15 protein-coding genes are annotated in these 18,442 nt (G+C 63.2%); 7 read left to right on the top strand and 8 right to left on the bottom strand.

Annotated elements, in window-relative coordinates:
* Positions 1 to 15: 15 nt before the first annotated feature.
* The 5 genes from H0485_RS10075 to H0485_RS10055 form a co-directional block, all read right to left on the bottom strand.
* A complete protein-coding gene (locus tag H0485_RS10075) occupies positions 16 to 525 on the bottom strand; it encodes a hypothetical protein (RefSeq protein WP_226935248.1) in 510 nt (169 codons plus the stop codon).
* On the bottom strand, positions 518 to 3,373 hold the full coding sequence (locus H0485_RS10070) for a 2Fe-2S iron-sulfur cluster-binding protein (protein WP_226935247.1): 2,856 nt from the start codon (positions 3,371 to 3,373) through the stop codon (positions 518 to 520). Before H0485_RS10070 ends, H0485_RS10075 begins: the two co-directional genes overlap by 8 nt.
* Positions 3,370 to 3,639: a sarcosine oxidase subunit delta gene (locus H0485_RS10065; RefSeq protein ID WP_226935246.1), complete on the bottom strand. Its 270-nt coding sequence runs from the start codon at positions 3,637 to 3,639 to the stop codon at positions 3,370 to 3,372. The genes H0485_RS10070 and H0485_RS10065 overlap by 4 nt, the downstream gene beginning before the upstream one ends.
* Positions 3,640 to 3,650: 11 nt before the next feature.
* Positions 3,651 to 4,904 (bottom strand): sarcosine oxidase subunit beta family protein, encoded by a 1,254-nt coding sequence (locus tag H0485_RS10060; RefSeq protein WP_226935245.1) that lies wholly within the window; start codon positions 4,902 to 4,904, stop codon positions 3,651 to 3,653.
* Between the two features lie 95 nt (positions 4,905 to 4,999).
* The gene (locus tag H0485_RS10055; RefSeq protein WP_226935244.1) at positions 5,000 to 5,656 is read right to left on the bottom strand and encodes a TetR/AcrR family transcriptional regulator; all 657 of its coding nucleotides are present in this window, start codon (positions 5,654 to 5,656) and stop codon (positions 5,000 to 5,002) included.
* 207 nt (positions 5,657 to 5,863) lie between these two features.
* On the opposite strand from H0485_RS10055, the gene H0485_RS10050 reads away from it, so the two are divergent.
* A complete protein-coding gene (locus tag H0485_RS10050) occupies positions 5,864 to 6,853 on the top strand; it encodes an MDR family oxidoreductase (RefSeq protein WP_226935243.1) in 990 nt (329 codons plus the stop codon).
* 90 nt (positions 6,854 to 6,943) lie between these two features.
* On the opposite strand, the gene H0485_RS10045 is transcribed toward H0485_RS10050, so the two are convergent.
* On the bottom strand, positions 6,944 to 7,864 hold the full coding sequence (locus tag H0485_RS10045) for a LysR substrate-binding domain-containing protein (RefSeq protein ID WP_226935242.1): 921 nt from the start codon (positions 7,862 to 7,864) through the stop codon (positions 6,944 to 6,946).
* A gap of 126 nt (positions 7,865 to 7,990) precedes the next feature.
* Between H0485_RS10045 and katG the strand changes: the two genes are divergently transcribed.
* The 6 genes from katG (at position 7,991) to purU (ending at position 16,575) form a co-directional block, all read left to right on the top strand.
* Positions 7,991 to 10,171: a catalase/peroxidase HPI gene (gene katG, locus H0485_RS10040; protein WP_226935241.1), complete on the top strand. Its 2,181-nt coding sequence runs from the start codon at positions 7,991 to 7,993 to the stop codon at positions 10,169 to 10,171.
* Between the two features lie 463 nt (positions 10,172 to 10,634).
* Positions 10,635 to 11,612 carry a bile acid:sodium symporter family protein gene (locus tag H0485_RS10035; protein ID WP_226935240.1) on the top strand — a complete coding sequence of 326 codons (978 nt, stop codon included), beginning with the start codon at positions 10,635 to 10,637 and terminating at the stop codon, positions 11,610 to 11,612.
* A gap of 172 nt (positions 11,613 to 11,784) precedes the next feature.
* Positions 11,785 to 13,338 carry a transcriptional regulator BetI gene (gene betI, locus H0485_RS10030; RefSeq protein ID WP_226935239.1) on the top strand — a complete coding sequence of 518 codons (1,554 nt, stop codon included), beginning with the start codon at positions 11,785 to 11,787 and terminating at the stop codon, positions 13,336 to 13,338.
* Positions 13,335 to 14,423: a Zn-dependent alcohol dehydrogenase gene (locus tag H0485_RS10025; protein WP_226935238.1), complete on the top strand. Its 1,089-nt coding sequence runs from the start codon at positions 13,335 to 13,337 to the stop codon at positions 14,421 to 14,423. Before betI ends, H0485_RS10025 begins: the two co-directional genes overlap by 4 nt.
* A gap of 80 nt (positions 14,424 to 14,503) precedes the next feature.
* Entirely contained in the window at positions 14,504 to 15,445 is a 942-nt protein-coding gene (locus tag H0485_RS10020; protein ID WP_226935237.1) for a glycine betaine ABC transporter substrate-binding protein, read from the top strand.
* A gap of 245 nt (positions 15,446 to 15,690) precedes the next feature.
* On the top strand, positions 15,691 to 16,575 hold the full coding sequence (purU, locus tag H0485_RS10015) for a formyltetrahydrofolate deformylase (RefSeq protein ID WP_226935236.1): 885 nt from the start codon (positions 15,691 to 15,693) through the stop codon (positions 16,573 to 16,575).
* Positions 16,576 to 16,626: 51 nt separating this feature from the next.
* Here purU and H0485_RS10010 read toward each other — a convergent pair whose 3' ends face one another.
* Both H0485_RS10010 and H0485_RS10005 read right to left on the bottom strand, forming a co-directional pair.
* A complete protein-coding gene (locus H0485_RS10010) occupies positions 16,627 to 17,814 on the bottom strand; it encodes an MFS transporter (RefSeq protein WP_226935235.1) in 1,188 nt (395 codons plus the stop codon).
* A 21-nt stretch (positions 17,815 to 17,835) separates the two neighbouring features.
* The gene (locus tag H0485_RS10005) at positions 17,836 to 18,309 is read right to left on the bottom strand and encodes a MarR family winged helix-turn-helix transcriptional regulator (RefSeq protein WP_226935234.1); all 474 of its coding nucleotides are present in this window, start codon (positions 18,307 to 18,309) and stop codon (positions 17,836 to 17,838) included.
* Between the last annotated feature and the right edge of the window lie 133 nt (positions 18,310 to 18,442).

The raw sequence follows: 18,442 nt of genomic DNA, 5'->3' as shown, positions 1-18,442 counted from the left end.
TCGGGGTGTAAAGCCTCAGGCCGCGCCGCTGCTGCGGATCCAGTCGGCCATATAGCTGACCAGCCCACGGTCCAGATGCAGGCGCACTGCACCTTCATGGCGGTAGAGCACCGATGTCACTCCGGCGAAATTCAGCGCGGCACAGGGTGAGGCCTGGCACAGATCAATGGGAGTTGCCCGGGCAATCAGCTCGGCCGTACCCTCGCCCCGCAATTCCAGAACCGCCAGCGCGCCGGTCATCGGCGTGGTGGCAATGCCCTCGCTCCAGCCCGCGACGGCGGCATCCGTGCCCGCGCCGACAATCAGCATCCGCCCGCGCGCCAGCCGCAGCGCATAGGTTTCGCCCTGTGCCCCGGCCATCAGGCCAAGGCTTTCGCTCAACCCATAGCGCGCCAGACCGGCCGCCAGATCACCGCTCAGCATGATCTGGTGCAGCGGTGCAAGCAGCTCCACCTCCAGCTGCGCAGTGCGGATCAGCAGGCCCTCGCTGACAGCGGGCGCCCAGAATTCACCACGATCAAGCATTCAGACGCTCCCCCTCAGGGTCGAAGGCACAGGGCGGCGTGATGCGGGCACGGCGGCGCTGGCCAAGGTGTTGCAAGGTGATTTCTTCGCCATGGCGGCTGGCGCCGCGCTCGATCAGGCCAAGCGCGACCGGATGCGGCAGGGAAACGCTGTCATAACTGCTGGTGACATAGCCGATCGAACGCGGGGCGCCGCCGCTCAGATCAATGCCATGCGCGCCGATCGGCAAAAGCCCCAGCCCGTCGCTTGGCACAAGGCCAACCAGCTGGTTGCGGTCGGGGCGCTGCGCCTCATCCTGCAGCAGCGAGCGGCGACCGATGAATTCGGTCTTTTTGTTGCGCAAGGGGCCGGAAAGGCCCAGATCGCCGGGGCGGGTCATGCCATCGCTGTCTTTGCCGATGACGATAAAGCCCTTTTCGGCGCGCAGGATCATGATCGCCTCAATGCCAACCAGACCGCCCTTAAACTCTGCCGTGGCCTCAGCCAGTTTCTGCCACAGCCCGCTGGCCAGATCCTGACGCACCGACAGCTCATAAGAGCGGTCGCCGGTAAAGCTGACCCGGGTCAGACGCAGCTCATGCCCGGCAAAGCGGCCCCAGCGCGTGGTCATATGACGGAAGCCCTCATCCGCGAGGTCAGCCTCAATGCCAGCGGCGCGGATCACCTCGCGCGCCTTCGGCCCGGTCACGGTAAAGGTGGCGGTCTCGGCGGTGGCGTTATGGATGAAGATCTTCTTCGTCGGAAAACGGTCCTGACGCCATTCCTCCATCATGCCGTAAACCCCGGCCACATGCGAGGAGGAGCAGGAGACGATGAAGCGGCTCTCATCAAGGCGCACCAGCACGCCGTCATCATAGACGATGCCATTTTCCGACAGGATGAAACCATAGCGGCAACCGCCCGGCTTCACCGTCGAGACGGTGTTGTAATAGATGAAATCGAGGAATTCGGCGGCATCAGGGCCGATCACCTCGATCTTGCCAAGCGGCGAAGCGTCGAACAGGCCGACATGCTCGCGGGCCAGACGGGCCTCGGTCATGATGGCGCTTTCGTCGCATCCGTACCAGGCCGGGCGCAGCCAGCCGCCATATTCGCCAAAGCTGGCTCCGGCGGCACGGTGCTGGTTTTCGACGGCCAGACGGCGCAGCGGGTTCATCCTTTCACCGCCGCGATTGCCGGCGAGGCTGACATAGGGCACCGGGGTAAAGGGCGGGCGGTAGGTGGTGGTGCCAACCTCGGGGATGGTGCGGCCGGTCAGCTGGCCCATCAGGGCAAGGCCGTTGAGATTCGAGGTCTTGCCCTGATCGGTGGCCATGCCAAGCGTGGTATAGCGCTTGAGATGCTCGACCGAGACGAAGTTCTCGCGCGCTGCGAGGGCCACATCCTTGGTGGTTACATCATGCTGATAATCGATCCAGACCCGGCCCTTCATCCCGGGCGTGGGCCAGGCCGGGGTGATGTCCCAGGGGGTGCCCTCGGCTGGGATCACCGCCGCTTCGGGCAGGCCAAGGGCTGCAGGCAGTGCCGCCAGCGCCCGGTCGAGGGCAAAATCGCCGCGCGCTGCGCCGAGCACGGTGATGCCCGCCAGCTCGCTGTCAGGAACCAGAGCCAGTTTCTGATCGTCAAAACGCAGCTTGCCCTTCGCCTGGGCGTAAAGGTGAATGCTCGGGGTCAGGCCGCCCGAGACCAGGACCGTATCGCAGGTGAGGGTCTGGTCATCGCTCAGCTGGACATGGGTAACCGCTTTGCGGCCAAAGGCCTTGCGGATTTCCACGCCGCGCAGATGGCGCAGGCCCGGAGCGCTGATTTCGGCAGCAGCAGGACGGCTGTCGACCAGCACCACCTCGGCCCCGGCCTCGCAGAAAGCGCGCGCCATACCCGCCCCGGCCGCGTTATTGGTGGCCAGCACCAGCCGCTCGCCCACCAGCACGCCGTAGCGGCGCAGATAGGTCAGCGCCCCCTGGGCCGACATGATGCCGGGCAGGTCATTGCGGTCAAAGGGCAGCGGCCGGTCAATCGCTCCGGTGGCCAGCAGGATCCGCCCGGCCCGCACCCGCCACAGCAGATCCGGGCTGCCATCGGCCCGGCGCTGGTTCAGCGCGATCAGATTATGGTCATAGATGCCGAAAGCGGTGGTCAGCGGCAGCAGCGTCACCCCAAGGGCCTGCAAAGCGTCAAGGTTCTGCCTGGCCCAGGTCCGGCCCGGCAGGCCGTCGATCACCGCATCGCGCGACAGCAGGCTGCCCCCCATCCGGCTCGCCTCGTCGCAGAGCAGCACCTTCTGGCCGGCCTCGGCCAGCATCCGGGCGGTGGCGATGCCGACCGGGCCCGCACCGACCACAACCGCGTCGCAATGGTGGTTCTTCTGCTCTCCCTCGGGGCCGGTCTGCGTCACATCCACCCGGCCAAGCCCGGCCATTTCGCGGATATGCGGCTCAAACAGATGCCAGTTCGGCCAGATGAAGGTCTTGTAGTAGAAGCCCGAAGGGATGAAGCGCGCGAACAGATCGAGCATGCCGGTGCGGTCATGCAGCGCCGAGGGCGCGGTCGAGGCCGAACGCAGCTCGGCCCCATCGACCGCCAGCTCGGTGGTCAGCCGCAGATTGATGCGCGTCTCACCTGCTTTGCGCAGATCGGCATAGGCATTTGGTTCCTCGGCCCCGGCGGCAAAAATTCCGCGCGGGCGGCGGTATTTAAAGCTGCGCGCCACCACTTTATGGCCCGCAGCCAGCAAAGCGGCGGCGAAAGTATCGCCCTCATAGGCCAGAACCGGCTGGCCATCGAAGGTAAACCGCAGCGCCTTGCCCCGGTTGATTTCACCGCCCGCAGGCAGACGTTTCGCGCTCATTTCTCGCCCTCATGGATCAGAGCCTGGCCGGCGGCGGCTGCCATGGTCACGCTGTCGCGCTCCATGGCGAATAATTCGCCGCAGGGAATATGCATCCAGAACTCACGGGCCAGGCCTTTGGGGTTGTTGCGGTAATAAAGATAGGAGGCCCAGGTCTCAGGGCTGACCTGATCAAAACCCTCGGGGCGCGGATTGTTCAGATCGCCGCCGAAGTGAAATTCGGTCTCGGGCCGTTCGCCGCAGAAGGGGCAGGAGAAGATTTGCATGGATGTCAGCCTTAATGGGCGATGCCGGAACCTGCGGCCTCATCAATCAGGCGGCCGGTGGTGAAACGGTCGAGATCGAAGGGGCGCGAGATGTCGTGATGCTGGCCGGTTGCCAGCAGATGGGCGAGCAGCGTGCCGCCGGCCGGGATGGCCTTAAAGCCGCCGGTGCCCCAGCCGCAGTTCAGGAACAGGCCGGGCAGCGGGCTTTCGCCGATGATCGGAGAGCTGTCGGGGACCACATCAACAATCCCGGCCCATTGCCGCATCAGCTTGAGCTGGCGGAAGGAGGGGAACATCTCAACAAGGCCCGAGAGCACGGTTTCAAGCACCGGCAGATTGCCGCGCTGGCCATAGGAGGGGATGCGGTCCAGCCCGCCGCCGACCACCATCTCGCCTTTATCGGACTGGCTGGCATAGGTGCCGGCGCCAGGCGAGAGCACGATCGTGTCGAGCACCGGCTTGACCGGCTCGGAGACGCAGGCCTGCAAAGCATAGGAGGTGACGGGCAGGCGGAAGCCGGCTTTGATCGCCATCTGTGAGGAATGACCGGCGACGGCCATGCCGGTGCGCTCGGCCCGGATTTCGCCTTTGGTGGTGCGCACGCCGCGGCAGCGCCCGCCCTCGATCAGAAAATCAAGCACTTCGCATTGCTGAATGATATCAACGCCCATGGCGCTTGCGGCGCGGGCATAGCCCCAGGCCACCGCATCATGGCGTGCCGTGCCGGACCGGCCCTGCCAGACCCCGCCCAGGGCCGGATAGCGCGCGCGGTCCGAGAAATTATAGATCGGCAGCACGCGTTTCACATCTTCCGGCCCGAAAAGCTCAGCATCGGTGCCATTGATCTGCATCGCATTGACGATGCGGGCCGACATTTCCATTTCGGCCGGGCTGTGCGCCAGGCTGATCATGCCGCGCTGCGACAGCATGATATTATAGTTCAGCTCAGCCGAGAGCCCCTCATAGAGCTTCAGCGCCAGGTCATAGAGCCGCACGCTTTCGGGGAAGAAATAGTTTGAGCGCACAACGGTGGTGTTACGCCCGGTATTGCCGCCGCCCAGCCAGCCCTTTTCCAGCACCGCGATATTGGTGATGCCATGGGTTTTGGCGAGGTAATAGGCCGTGGCAAGCCCGTGCCCGCCGCCGCCGATGATGATCAGATCATAGCTGGATTTTGGCTCGGGTGAGCGCCAGGCTGGCTCCCAGCCCTTCTGACCGGTGAGACCCTCTTTGAAAAGCGAGAGGGCAGAATATTTACGCGTCATGACAAGGCCGCTCTGATCTGGGGACTCGCCCCCTTTGCCAGATCAGTACATGTATGTCCAGAATTGCCGCGCTTTTGTCCGGCGCATCCTGCGGCTCAGCCAAAAATGGCAGAGATCGCGCGCAGATGGGCCTCGTTCAGGCTGACTCCGGTGAAAATGCGGATGTAATCAATGGCATGTTTTCTGCGCAGGGGTGGCGGCTCGATATCTTCCAGGGTGAACTGGCCGATCTGGGTGAAATAGATGGTCCGGGCGCGGATCAGCGCATCGGTCTCTTCATAGCCATAGCGCATGAACATGGCGCGGATGGCATCGGTTCGCATGGTATCGGCCTGTAAAACCACGCGGCGCACCTCATCTGAGCGCCGGGCCCAGAGCCGGACCGCGACATCGAGCGTGTGATCAAACAGCGAGCGGTGCAGCCAGCATTCCGAGACGGTGATCAGCGCGAGGTTGATATCAGCGGCGGGCCGCAACGCACGCTCAATGATCGGGCCGGTGTTTTTTTGCAGCCATTCCTGCAGCATAGCATCAAGAAGCGCCTCGCGGCTTTCGAAATGCCAGTAAAAGCTGGAGCGCGCCACATTCAGCTGTTTTGCCATGATCTGGATTTTGACCTGATCAATGCCGTCACTGACCAGAGTTTCCAGCGCCAGCGCCAGCCAGTCTGCCCGGGTAAGACGGGCCTCGCGCTCGGCTTCTGCAGCGGCAGGCTTTGGATCAGTCCGGGTTGTGGAGGATGTGGCTGGCATTGGCTTCGCTTTGCTCGGAGGATTGGGCCGAGCATCGCCGATGTGCGCCGGGCTGACAATCACCGCAGCCCGATTTCATCCCCGGGCCGGGTCAGATCTGTACCCTCCTGGGGCGGGGCGGCAGGGCCGGCTGCTGCTTCCGGGGCCTAGGCAGAGGCCCTGCCGGCGGTTAGCACTGTCTGTAGATATGGCACTGGAGGATACCGGATGACGCGCAGATTTCCCGCTATGCTGATCCGCGAGACAGAGGGAGGGCCCCGGGCCGGGCTGACCGAACTGAGCCTTGCGGATCTGCCCGATCATGAGGTGCTGGTCGAGATCAGCCATTCCAGCCTGAACTATAAGGACGGGCTGGCGATCACCGGCAAGGCCCGGATCGCCAGGCGGCTGCCGATGGTGGCCGGGATCGATCTGGCCGGGGTGGTGGTGTCATCGCGCGCGCCGCAATGGCAGCCAGGCGATCAGGTGATCGTTAATGGCTGGGGCCTCTCCGAGACCGAATGGGGCGCCTATAGCCGGTTTCAGCGGCTGAAGCCCGAATTTCTGACCCGGCTGCCTGCTGGCTTTTCCGCCGCTGAGGCTATGGCGATCGGTACGGCGGGCTATACGGCCGCGCTTTGTGTGCTGGCGCTGGAGGATCATGGCACGCTTGCCGGACCAGGCCCCTTCCTGGTGACGGGGGCTGCCGGAGGTGTCGGGACCATCGCCATTGCTCTGCTTGCCGCGCGCGGGCTTGAGGTCACCGCCTCAACCGGGCGCGTTTCGGAAGAGGGGTTTCTGCGCGGGCTTGGTGCGACGGCGGTGACAGACCGGGCCAGCCTCGCGGCGCCGGGCAAGCCCTTGCAGGCCGAACTCTGGGCCGGCGGGATTGATGCGGTTGGCAGCCATACTCTCGCCAATGCTCTGGCGCAGACCCGTTATGGCGGGGCGATTGCGGCCTGCGGCCTGGCCGGGGGCGCTGATCTGCCCGGCACAGTGATGCCGCATATTCTGCGCTCGGTGGCGCTGCTCGGCGTGGATTCGGTGATGTGTCCCCAGGCGCGGCGCGCCCGGGCCTGGGCTTTGCTCGAGCGCGATCTCGACCGGGCGAAACTGGCCGGGCTGACCCATAGGGCAAAGCTTGCGGATCTGCCGCAGCTGGCCGAACAGATCGTGGCCGGTCAGATCCGCGGCCGCACCGTGATCGAGATCGGCTGAGAGAGCGGGGCGCGGTCCCGGGGGCGAGAGCGGCGCTGGCCCAGGGCATTCTCCTGCGGCCTCGCTGTTTTATTCGCGGGGCGCCGCTTCTCAGGCCGGAATTTCTGGTCCGGCCTGCTGGCGCAGAGAGTGATATTCCGCCCCGATCAGCTCGGCAATGCGGCGCAGATGATCCGAGAGCGGCGAGCTGGAGCGCCAGACCATGCCGATCCGCCGTGTCGGCCTCGGCTTGCACAGCCGGGTGATGGCCACATCTGCGCCGCGGGTCTCGCGTTTCAGCGCCATTTCCGGGATCAGCGTGATGCCCATTCCGGCCTCGACCATCTGCACCAGCGTCGCCAGCGAAGTGCCCTCCAGCATATCCGGCGCGACTTCGTTCTTCCGGGTGCAATAGCCAAGCGCCTGATCGCGGAAGCAGTGCCCCTCCTCCAGCAGCAAAAGCCGCAGCCCCGGCGGCAGCAGGCCGGGAAAGGGCAGGGGCTGCCCGGCCTCGCCCGAGGGGCGCACCAGCAGGAATTCCTCTTCAAACAGGAAATGCTCTTCCAGCCCGGGCTGCGAGGCGGGCAGCGCCATGATCGCGGCGTCAAGCCTTCCATGCGCCAGTTCCTCAAGCAGCTTATCGGTGGTGGTCTCGCGCGGGCGCAGATCAATGCCTGGCATATCGGCCATCAGGCGGCGGATCACCGGCGGCAGCAGATAGGGGGCAATGGTCGAGATGACCCCGAGGCGCAGCTCCCCCTGGATCCGCTCTCTGGCGGCGCGGGCCAGATCGGTCAGCTCGGCCACCTCCTGCAGGATCCGCAGGGCGCGGATCTCAAACTGCTCGCCCAGGGGGGTAATGCTGATCTGCCGGCTGCCGCGCTCGATCAGCGGTGCGCCGAGCACGGCTTCAAGCTCTTTCATCTGCAGCGAGAGGGCGGGCTGGCTGATCGCACAGGCATCCGCGGCCCGCTGGAAGTGGCGGTGCTGGGCGAGGGCACTGAAATAACGCAGATGTTTGAGAGTGATCATAAGCGTTGCATATTACTACGATCAGAAAATACAAATTTTATTTATGAAGACTCCAGGTTAGAACGACTCCAGTCTACGCCATCTCCCGTGCCTTCCTGGCCTGAGATACTATCTGAGGGATACTCAATGAGCGACCACAACACTTCGTCTGCGGGCAAATGCCCGGTGATGCATGGGGCAGCTACCACCAAAAACGGCGGTACCAGCGTCTTCTGGCCGAATGCGCTGAACCTCGATATTCTGCATCAGCATGACAAGAAAACCAACCCGATGGGGGCGGAGTACAGCTACCGCAAAGAGGTCAGAAAGCTCGACGTGGAGGCCCTCAAGGCCGACCTGCGCGCCCTGATGACCAGCAGCCAGGACTGGTGGCCGGCAGACTGGGGCAGCTATGTGGGCATGATGGCCCGCGTGACCTGGCATGCTGCGGGTTCCTACCGCAATACCGATGGTCGCGGCGGCAATGGCACCGGCAACCAGCGCTTTGCCCCGCTGAACTCCTGGCCCGATAACGTCAATACCGACAAAGGCCGCCGCCTGCTGTGGCCGATCAAAAAGAAATACGGCAATAAGCTGTCCTGGGCGGATCTGATCTCTTATGCCGGCACCATCGCCTATGAGGTCGCAGGTCTGAAGACCTTTGGCTTTGCGTTTGGCCGCGAAGACATCTGGCATCCGGAAAAAGATATCTACTGGGGTGACGAGCAGGAATGGCTGGCGCCTTCTGATACCCGTTACGCCGATGTGACTGACGCCAAATCGCTGGAAAACCCGCTGGCCGCAGTGCAGATGGGTCTGATCTATGTGAACCCCGAAGGCGTGAACGGCCAGCCGGATCCGGCGCGCACCGCGCTGATGATGCGCGAAACCTTCGCCCGTATGGGCATGGATGACGAGGAAACCGTGGCCCTCACCGCCGGCGGCCATACCATCGGTAAGGCCCATGGCAATGGCAATGCCGCCGATCTCTCGCCCGCGCCGGAAGCGGCCGGTTTTGAGGATCAGGGCATGGGCTGGATGAAGACCACCGGCCGTGGCATTGGCCGTGATCTGGTGGCTTCGGGTATCGAAGGCGCCTGGACCACCCATCCGACGGTCTGGGACAATGGCTTCTTCACCCTTTTGTTCAAATATGACTGGGCGCTGACGAAATCGCCGGCCGGTGCACAGCAATATGAGCCGGTGAATATTGCCGAAGCTGACATGCCGGTCGATGTCGAGGATGCCTCGATCCGCCGTATGCCAATGATGACCGATGCCGATATGGCGCTGAAGGTAGACCCGGTCTACCGCGCGATCTCGGAGCGTTTCATGAATGATTTCGACGCCTTCTCGGATGCTTTTGCCCGGGCCTGGTTCAAGCTGACCCATCGCGATATGGGACCGAACACCCGCTACATTGGCCCGGATGCGCCCCAGGAAGAGCTGATCTGGCAGGATCCGGTTCCGGCAGGCAATACCTCCTATGATGTGGCAGCGCTCAAAGCGAAAATCGCGGCAACCGGCCTGTCGGATGCCGAGCTGATCGCCACCGCCTGGGACAGCGCCCGTACCTTCCGGGGGTCTGACTTCCGCGGCGGTGCAAATGGCGCGCGCATCCGTCTGGCCCCGCAGAAAGACTGGGCAGGCAATGAGCCCTCCCGTCTGGCGAAAGTGCTGGCCGCGCTCGAGCCGATTGCCGCGGCAGGTGGCGCTTCGCTGGCGGATGTGATCGTTCTGGCGGGTAACGTCGGGATTGAAAACGCGATCAGAGCGGCTGGCCTGTCGATCGAGGTGCCCTTCGCTCCGGGTCGGGGTGATGCCAGCGCGGCGCAGACCGATGCTGCGGCCTTTGAAGTGCTCGAGCCGAAGCATGATGGTTTCCGCAACTATCTGCAGCAGCATTCCGAAATCGTGACTGCTGAAGAGATGCTGCTGGACCGCGCGCAGCTGCTGGGCCTGACCGCCGTTGAAATGACTGCCCTGATCGGGGGTATGCGTGTGCTCGACACCAACTTTGGCGGTGCAAAGCATGGCGTGTTCACCGCCACTCCGGGTGTTCTGACCAATGACTTCTTCGTCACCCTGACCGATATGGCCTATAGCTGGAAGCCGACCGGCCGCAACAGCTATGACATTGTCGAGCGCGCCACCGGTGCCACCAGGTTCACCGCCACCCGCGTTGATCTGGTCTTCGGTTCGAACTCGATCCTGCGCTCCTATGCAGAGGTCTATGCCCAGGACGACAATAAAGAAAAGTTCGCCCGTGACTTCGTCGCAGCCTGGACCAAGGTCATGACGGCAGACCGCTACGATCTGCAGGCCTGATCAGCGCTGAAAAGCGAAACGCCGGCTCCTTCGGGGCCGGCGTTTTTCTTTGGTGGTAAGGGCTGGATTAAGCGGATCGCGGATGCAGCGCCGGCGCCGGGCTTTCCGCCTGCTGCGGCCTGGGGATGCTGGTGCGACTTTTTCCGGCGCTGGAGAGCCGCGGCCCGGGGGGCCTGCTGCATGGACCGCTTGCCGGATCAGATCATCCCGACGAGGCGCGCCGCGGTGGCAGCGCTGCCGCCTTTCTCTCAGGGCCGAAGACGCTTCAGGCCGGTGATCCCCGCCGGAAAGCGAGGGGCAGCACAGACAGGATCCTGACTGAAAATGCAGCACTTTTTCCCGGAGGTGCTTGTCGGTGGCCGGGACAACCGTAATGATGGACCGCCCTGGTGCCTCGTGCCAGACCGCAATCAGATAATGGCCTGCCCTCGCCTGCCGGGCTGGCAGCCCCAGGAATGAGATGATGAACCGATTAAAACGTTTCGGCTTCGACAGCTATATGCTGTTGTTGCTTCTGATGGTGCTGGCCGGAGCCTTCCTTCCGGCGCGCGGCGGCTTTGCCACGGTGCTGTCACATGTCACCTACTGGGCGGTGGCGTTTTTGTTCTTCCTCTATGGCGCTAAGCTCGACACGGCCGCTTTGCGCCAGGCGATGACCAATCTGCGCCTGCAGCTGGGCTGTTTTGCCGCGACCTGGGCGGTGTTCCCGCTGGCAGGTCTTGGTCTTGCCTGGATCGCCGGGCCGCTGATCGGGCCAGAGCTGGCGGTTGGGCTGCTCTTCCTCTCGGTTCTGCCCTCTACCGTGCAGTCTTCTATCGCTTTCACCTCGCTGGCGCGCGGCAATGTCGCCGGGTCGATCTGCGCGGCATCTTTGTCCAACCTGGCTGCCGTGCTGCTGACGCCTGCACTGATGGCGCTGGTTTTGCACCGCAGTGGCGGCATTTCCGGCGATGCGGTGCTGACGATCTTCCTGCAGATCCTCTTGCCCTTCGCGCTTGGTCAGCTGCTGCGGCCCTGGCTGATGGCGCCGCTCAAGAAGCGTCCTGGCCTGACCATGATCGCGGATCGCGGCTCTATTCTCCTGATCGTCTATGTGGCCTTCAGCGCCGGGACCGTGGCCGGCCTGTGGCAGAATACACCGCTGCCACGGCTGCTGAGCCTGGCGGCGGTGATCCTGTGCTTCCTTGCCCTGATGATGCTGATGATGCGGCTGGGGGCAGGGGTTCTGCGCCTCGGGCGGGCGGATGCAGCCTCGCTGTTCTTTTGCGGCTCGACCAAGAGCCTGGCCAGCGGCCTGCCGATTGCCACGGCGCTTTTCGCCCCCGAGGCGATTGGCCCGGTGATCCTGCCGCTGATGCTCTATCACCTGACGCAGCTGCTGATCTGCGCCGTGATTGCGCAGCGCTGGTCGCAGGGTGGGGGAGCGGCTCCAGCCGCCTGAGCCCCGCCTGCTCCGAACCCGATCCGCAGTACACCGGTCTGACCGCCAGGCGCGTCCCCGACAGGGGGCGCGCTTTCGTTTTCCGGGCTGCGAAAAGATGTGGACTTATTTTTATATAATCATACTATAAAAACGAATCACATCTGATTTCCCTCCCAGCCCAGGTATTGCAATGCCCAAAGTCGGAATGGAGCCGGTACGACGGCGTCAGATCATCGCCGCCACCATGGCCGCGATCCATAAAGAGGGTATCACCCGCGCCACCTTCGGCCGCATCGCCCGCGAGGCAGGGGTGGCACCGGCGCTGATCCAGCATTACTTCGCCGATAAAGAAACGCTGCTGCTGGAAACCTTCCGCAGCATCTATCGTGAATTCACCGCCGGGATGCGCCGCCGTCTCGCGCTGGCCAACAGCCCGCAGGAGCGGGTAACGGCGCTTCTGGAGGCGCAGATTGCCCCTTCGGTTCTGACCCCCGAGGCGGTCAATACATGGCTGGCGATCTATGCGCTGATCGGTGAATATCCCCTGCTGCAGCGGATCGAGCACGCTTTTGACCGCCGGTTTCTGTCGACGCTGAGCCAGGCCCTGCGGGCTATGGGGATCGGTCGTGCCGAGGCCAGCGATCTGGCCGAAGAGCTGGCGATTTTCATCGACGGGCTCTGGCAGAACACCGCCAATCCGGTGACCTTCACCCCCGAGCGCGCCCGGACGCTGCTTTACCGGGTGTTGCAGCGCCTGCTGCCCGGCCAGCATTTTTCTCCGCCCGCAGATCAGGCCCCGCGCCGCGCCGCCGAAGATGCAGCGCTGAGTGCAGCGGCGCAGCAGTTCCTGCGCGACTATCTTCCGGTTGCCAGTATGGCGGTCAGTCACAGCAGCATTGCGGGGTTTCGCAGCCTGGCTCAGACCACCGCGCGCCCTGAGAGCCGGGCGGCGGTGAAACGCCATCAGGTCAGCCTGTCGCGCCACAGCCTTGCCGGGATCGAGACACTGCGGATTGTGCCAAAATCAGCCCGGGCTGCGGGCGCAGCAGGGCTGGCGCAGCATTTTTATCTGTTTGGCGGTGGCTATATCAGCGGTGATCCCGAGGCCGACCTGCCGATTTCAGCCGGGCTGGCCGAAAGGCTGGAGGCAGTTGTTTTCTCGCCCAGCTACCGGCTTGCACCGGAACATCCATGGCCCGCAGCCCCTGAAGACGCCCTGACGGCCTATCGCGCTTTTGTCGCCACTGCGACAGAACCCTTTGCGGTGATTGGTGAATCTGCCGGGGGCGGCCTGGCGCTGGCCATGCTTCAGGCGGCCCGCGACGAAGGGCTGAAACTGCCCGCCGCCATGGTCCTGCTCTCGCCCTGGTGCGACCTGAGCGGCGGCAACGGCTTTGCCAATGATGGCTGGGATCCGACCATCACCGCGCAGATACTGCGCGATGCGGCGCGACTCTATGCGCCGGGCCATCATCAGCACCCTTCGGTTTCGCCGCTGCTCGGAGATCTGCGCGGCCTGCCGCCCGCCTTCATCACCACGGGCAGCCGCGACATCATGCATGAACAGGTGTATCGCCTTGTCGACGCGCTGCAGGCGGCAGGCGTCGCGGTCACGCTGCGCGACTGGCCCGGCCTCTGGCATGTGTTTGAATTTTATCCTGCATTACCCGAGGCCACGACCTCGCTTGATGAAATCAGCGCGTTTTTGCGCCAGCACTGCTCTATTGAGGAGACCCCGTTATGAAGGCCGCGCTGTTTCACGGAGCCGGACAGCGGCTCAGCATTGGAGAGGTGCAGATCGCAAATCCCGGCCCGCGCGAGGTGCTGGTGCGCACCATGGCGGCGGGTCTGTGCCATTCGGATCTGCATTTCATCGATGGTGCCTATGCGATGCAAGGGCCTGCCATTCTTGGCCATGAGGTGGCCGGGATCGTCGAGAAAGTGGGCGAGGGGGTGATCGGCCTCGCGCCCGGGGATCATGTGATTGGCTGCCTTTCGGTATTCTGCGGCCATTGCGGCTTTTGCACCACCGGGCGCCCCTATAACTGCGACCACCAGCATGAGACGCGCCGTGACGACAGCCAGCCCTTCCGCCTCTCCCAGGGGGCGGTGCCGGTGGCACAGTTCTATGAGCTTTCCGCTTTTGCCGAAATGATGCTGGTCCATGAACATGCGCTGGTGAAGATCCGCCGCGACATGCCCTTTGACCGTGCGGCGCTGATTGGCTGTGCGGTGACGACCGGTATGGGGGCGGTGATCAATACCGCCAGGATCGGGGTCGGGGCGACGGTGGCCGTGATCGGCTGCGGCGGGGTCGGGCTCTCGGCGATCAATGGCGCCGCGATCGCCGGGGCAGGGCGCATCATCGCCATTGATATCCAGAAGGATAAGCTGGCGCTGGCCCGCCAGTTCGGGGCGACCGATACCCTGGATGCCAGCGGTATCGATCCGGTCGAAGCTGTGCGCGAGATGACCCGCGGTGGTGTCGATCACGCCATTGAGGCCCTGGGCAGGAAACGCACCGCCGAGCAGGCCTTTGAAATGCTGGCCCCCTCTGGCGTGGCCACGGTGATTGGTATGGTGCCCGAAGGGCAGAAGCTGGAGATTGATCCGGTGGCCCTGCTCTATGACCGGCGGCTGCAGGGCTCGAATATGGGCTCGAACCGCTTCCGGGTGGATATGCCGCGTTACGTCGACTTCTATCTCGCCGGGCGTCTGCATCTCGATCTGATGATCTCGCAGCGACTGCCACTGGAAGCCATCAACGAGGGTTTTGACGATCTGCGGGCCGGACGGGTGGCGCGCTCAGTCATTACCTTCGGCAGCTGAGCGGGGTTCCGAGCTTTCTGCGGCCGCCACGGTCTCAGAGAAGGATTGTTTCACCAGATATCAACCAACAGGGACACAAGATGAGAAAACTCACTGCCGCCACAGCATTTACCACCATCCTCAGCCTGAGCGCGGGGGCAGCCCTCGCCGAGGCAGACAGCTGCCAGACGGTGCGGCTCGCAAACCTGGGCTGGACCGATATCCTGTTCACCGATGCCACTGTCGAGCTGATCCTCGATACGCTCGGCTATGATGCGGGAAACACCATTCTTGGCCTCGGTGTCACCTATGCCGCCTTGCAGGAGGGCAATATGGATGCCTTCCAGGGCAACTGGCGGCCGGTCCAGGACGAAAGTTTCAAAGAGTATTTTGACAAAAACCTGGTCGATGTTCTGGGGGTGAATCTTGAGGGGGCGAAGTTCACCCTCGCGGTTCCGGCCTATATGAATGCGGCCGGGATCCGCAGTTTTGCCGATGTGGCAGCCAATCGTGAGCTGTTTGACGGCAAAATCTATGGCATCGAGCCGGGATCAAATGATTACCTGCTCGATATGGTGGCCAATGGTCTTTACGGCTTTGACGACAGCTGGGAAGTGGTCGAGACCAGTGAAAGCGGCATGCTCTCGCAGGTCGAGCGCGCCATTTCGCGCCAGGAACCGGTGGTCTTCCTCGGCTGGGAACCGCATCCGATGAACATCAATTATGAGATTGCCTATCTCGAGGACGGGGATGAGGTCTTTGGCGCCAATTTCGGCGGCGCGACAGTGCGGACCCTGTCCCGTCCGGGCTATGCGGCCGAATGCCCGAATGTGGCGCGGCTCCTGTCACAGATGCAATATACGCTGGCCTATGAAAACTATGGCATGAACCGCATCCTCAGCGAAGGGCTTGAGCCGATGGATGCGGCCCGGGCGCAGCTGAAGGAAATGCCCGAACTGCTTGGGCCCTGGCTCGAAGGCGTGACCACGCGGGAAGGCGCGCCGGCTTTGCCGGTGATCCGAGCGGCGCTCGGACTGGAGTGACCCCAGCTCTCCGGCCGCAGATCGGGGCCGGAGGCGCAGCCTGTGCTGTTTCGCCTCGACCCAGGCAAGCAATTGAGAACATGTCCGTTTCTGGCGGATGAGCCGGAAATTAGTCCGAAATGAACAAGTCCGGGGCCGGAATGACAGGGTGCTTCCTGTAGCAGAGTGTTATAGAGCAGCCGACAGCCCGGTTTCGCTTCGCAAGCCGGGCTGTGCTGCCCTCCCTTCCGGTATCTGGAAATTTCATGACCAAACTTGCCCTTCGCGTCACCTGTGCCTCAACCCGCGGCATTGTCGCTGCCATTTCGACCTTCCTCGCTGAACAGGGCTGTAATATCACCGACAGCAGCCAGTTCGACGACAGCCATACCGGCCGTTTCTTCATGCGCATCAGCTTTGGCAGCCAGGAGGGGAAAACCCTGGAGGATCTGCGCCAGGCCTTCGTGGTCATTGCAGAGAAATTCGGCATGGAGGCCGAATTCTTCGACGAGCTGGCCAAGCGCAAAGTCATTATTATGGTGTCGCGTTTTGGCCATTGCCTGAACGATCTGCTCTATCGTTCGCGGATCGGCGCCCTGCCGGTTGAGATCGTCGCGGTGATCTCGAACCATATGGATTACCAGAAAGTCGTGGTGAACCAGGATATCCCCTATTACTGCATCAAGGTCACCAAAGAGACCAAAGCCGCGGCCGAGGCCGAGCAGATGCGGATCGTGCGCGAGACCGGGGCCGAGCTGATCGTGCTGGCGCGCTATATGCAGGTGCTCTCAGATGAGATGTGCCGCGAAATGTCGGGCCGGATCATCAATATCCACCATTCCTTCCTGCCGTCCTTCAAAGGCGCGAACCCCTATAAACAAGCCTTTGAGCGTGGGGTGAAACTGATCGGGGCGACCTCGCATTATGTGACCGCGGATCTCGACGAAGGCCCGATCATCGAACAGGACATTGTGCGCATCACCCATGCGCAATCGGGCGAGGATTACGTCTCGCTTGGCCGCGATGTTGAGGCTTCGGTTCTGGCCCGCGCCATCCATGCCCATATCCATGGCCGTGTCTTCATCAACGGTGAGAAAACCGTGGTATTCCCGGCCTCGCCGGGTTCCTACGCTTCTGAGCGTATGGGCTGAGCCATGATCGCGCTCCGGCCTGAAGCTTCAGGCCGGAGACAGCCTTTGTCTTCAGGGGCGCGGCAGCAGCAGCCGGATCGCCAGGATCAGCGCCAGCGTCAGTACGGTGATCAGGGCAAAGAACAGCCCGACTGCGGTATTTGTGCCCCAGCGATCGGCAATCCAGCCGGTCCCGAGCAGCGGGAAAACCGATCCCGAATAACCGGTCGCCCAATAGGTGGCGGTCAGCGCGCCGCGATTACTGGTATCTGAGATTTCATAAAGCGCCTTTGAGCTGCCGAGCAGCGACAGCCCATGGCCGAACATGGCGCAGATGCCGCCAAAGCCGAACAGCCAGACCGATCCGACGCCGAGGTTAAGCAGCATTGCTGCCGCGCCTGAGGCCATCAGGAACAGCCCCGGCATGACGGCCTGGCGGGCGCTGAGGCCGGCGCCAAACAGCTGTGACAGCCCGGCCCCGGTCAGAAGCAGAGCCAGCGAAAGCCCCGCGACCAGCGGGCCGGAAAGCCCGGTCATCTCGCGGATCATCAGCGGCGTCAGCGAGGAATGCAGGCCGAAGACCCCGAATGCGAGGAAGGGCACGCAGATGGTCAGGGCAAAGCGCAAAGACTGCGCGCGGTCGGGCCAGCTGAGCTTTGGCAGAAAATCGCCCGGGCGCAGCCGGCGCGGTAAGGGCATTGGCGGGATCACGAACAGTAGCAGCAGCAGCGCAACCGCCTGCAGCGCCAGCGCGGGATAAAAAACCGTCTGTAAGGGATGCGCCGCCAGATGGCCTGTCAGGCCACCGATGACCGGGCCAAGGCCAAAGCCGGCCACAATGCTCAGACTGGTCATGCTGGCGAGGCGGTGGCGTTTTTCCACCGGCATCGTGGCGAGCAGCGCCACCGCGCCGCCAGTGGTGGCAAGGCTGCTGGCAATGCCGACAAGGAAGCGGGCAAAGCTAAAAAGCCCCGCGCCCTGCGCGAGTGCCGAAAGCAAAGTGCCGCTCAGCGCCAGACAAAGCGCGAGCAGCAGGGTCGGGCGCGGCCCCCAGCGGTCGGCAAGCCGGCCCAGAAACAACAGGCAGGTCAGCGCGCCGATCATATAGATAACATAGAGCTGGGTCAGCTCGCCCGGGCTGAGCTGCCAGGCAGCCCCATAGAGCGGATAGAGCGGGCTGATCAGCGCGGTGGCCATCAGGACCGACACCATTGTGACCGCCACCAGCCAGGGAGCGAAAACGGTTCTCAGCGCATGCATTTGGGTCTCAGTTCGCGGGGGTCAGAGGGCTGTCTTCCGGAGACGCTCCAGAAGATGTTCAAGAAAAGCACGGGTCAGGGCCATGTCAGCAGGCGCATGACCGGCAAGAATTTTCTCTTCAATTTCAAGGCTTTTATTGCGTACCAGATGCGCAATTTCGTGACCTTTGGCGGTCAGACGGATCAGCTTGGCGCGTCGGTCGCAGGGGTCAGCTGTCCAGTCAAGATAGCCGCGTCTGCGCAGCGCATTCAGCACCCGAAACAAAGAGGAGCTGTCAATTGCCAGCGCCTGGGCCAGATCTTTCTGTCGCAGTTCCGAGCCATGATCGAGCAGGACCAGCAGCGGCATCCGCGTCGCCTCGCTCAGATCCATATCCTGCAGCACCAGGTCAACCTGGCGGCGCCATTCGCGGTAAACCGCACTGATCAGCCTGCCAAACCTTGTGGCGGGATCAGTCAGGCCAGCGGTGGCTTCGGGGGGTAAATTAGGCTGCATGCCCGCTTTATTCTGCGAAAAGCAGCGATTGGCAAGCGCAATTGGCCTGGGCTTAACGGCGTTGCGATAAAGACATGACAGGCGGCGACGGGGCGCTCTGCCCATGACACGGCCCTTCGGCCTGTGGGACCGG

It is taken from the genome of Pseudogemmobacter faecipullorum, from assembly GCF_020539525.1.
GTDB classification, from domain to species: Bacteria; Pseudomonadota; Alphaproteobacteria; order Rhodobacterales; family Rhodobacteraceae; genus Pseudogemmobacter; species Pseudogemmobacter faecipullorum.
This window is presented reverse-complemented; position numbering and strand designations above follow the sequence as displayed.